Source organism: Exiguobacterium sp. s59 (genome assembly GCF_018617475.1).
Taxonomy (GTDB): Bacteria; Bacillota; Bacilli; order Exiguobacteriales; family Exiguobacteriaceae; genus Exiguobacterium; species Exiguobacterium aestuarii.
The window spans coordinates 1-766 of record NZ_JACSKG010000018.1 but is presented as its reverse complement, the minus strand read 5'-3'; the positions used below and the strand labels follow the sequence as shown (position 1 = coordinate 766).

The 766-nt window shown below is 50.8% G+C and carries 6 tRNA genes and 1 rRNA gene; all 7 read left to right on the top strand.

Annotation, left to right across the window (positions count from 1 at the left end):
• Positions 1–88 (top strand): 5S ribosomal RNA (gene rrf, locus KNO91_RS15255); the annotation flags it as partial.
• 8 nt (positions 89–96) lie between these two features.
• A tRNA-Val gene (locus KNO91_RS15250) sits at positions 97–172 on the top strand.
• A gap of 9 nt (positions 173–181) precedes the next feature.
• Positions 182–257: transfer RNA gene (locus KNO91_RS15245), tRNA-Thr, on the top strand.
• Between the two features lie 41 nt (positions 258–298).
• Positions 299–385 (top strand) — tRNA-Leu (locus KNO91_RS15240).
• 32 nt (positions 386–417) lie between these two features.
• Positions 418–494 (top strand) — tRNA-Arg (locus KNO91_RS15235).
• A 6-nt stretch (positions 495–500) separates the two neighbouring features.
• Positions 501–577: transfer RNA gene (locus KNO91_RS15230), tRNA-Pro, on the top strand.
• A gap of 13 nt (positions 578–590) precedes the next feature.
• A tRNA-Ala gene (locus KNO91_RS15225) sits at positions 591–666 on the top strand.
• Positions 667–766: the final 100 nt, after the last annotated feature.

Sequence of the window (766 nt, the reverse complement as noted above, 5' to 3'; positions counted from 1 at the left end):
CGTTCCCATGCCGAACACGGAAGTTAAGCGTCTCAGCGCCGAAAGTAGTTGGGGGATCTCCCCCTGTGAGGATAGGACGTTGCCAGGCTACATATTGGAGGATTAGCTCAGCTGGGAGAGCACCTGCCTTACAAGCAGGGGGTCGGCGGTTCGATCCCGTCATCCTCCACCATTTACACCTGCCGGTGTAGCTCAGTTGGTAGAGCATCTGACTTGTAATCAGAGGGTCGAGGGTTCGAATCCTTTCGCCGGCACCATTTGATCTTTTCAAAAAGTCTACCGCTAGAAATTATACCTTGCCGGGGTGGCGGAATTGGTAGACGCACAGGACTTAAAATCCTGCGAGGGTTTCCTCGTGCCGGTTCAAGTCCGGCCCTCGGTACCATTAATATTTTTCCCATGATGATTATTCGTCTCGCACCCTTAGCTCAGCTGGATAGAGCGTTAGACTACGAATCTAAAGGCCGGGAGTTCGAATCTCTCAGGGTGCACCATTTTTACGGGAAGTAGCTCAGCTTGGTAGAGCACTTGGTTTGGGACCAAGGGGTCGCAGGTTCGAATCCTGTCTTCCCGACCATCATCACTTTTATGGGGCCTTAGCTCAGCTGGGAGAGCGCCTGCCTTGCACGCAGGAGGTCAGCGGTTCGATCCCGCTAGGCTCCACCAATTTTATTTTCACAGACGAACTTTGAAAACTGAACGATGAGGCAAAAAAAGTTTTACAATTTTTGAATGAAGCGCAAGCTTCGTCAATTTAAGAGCTATA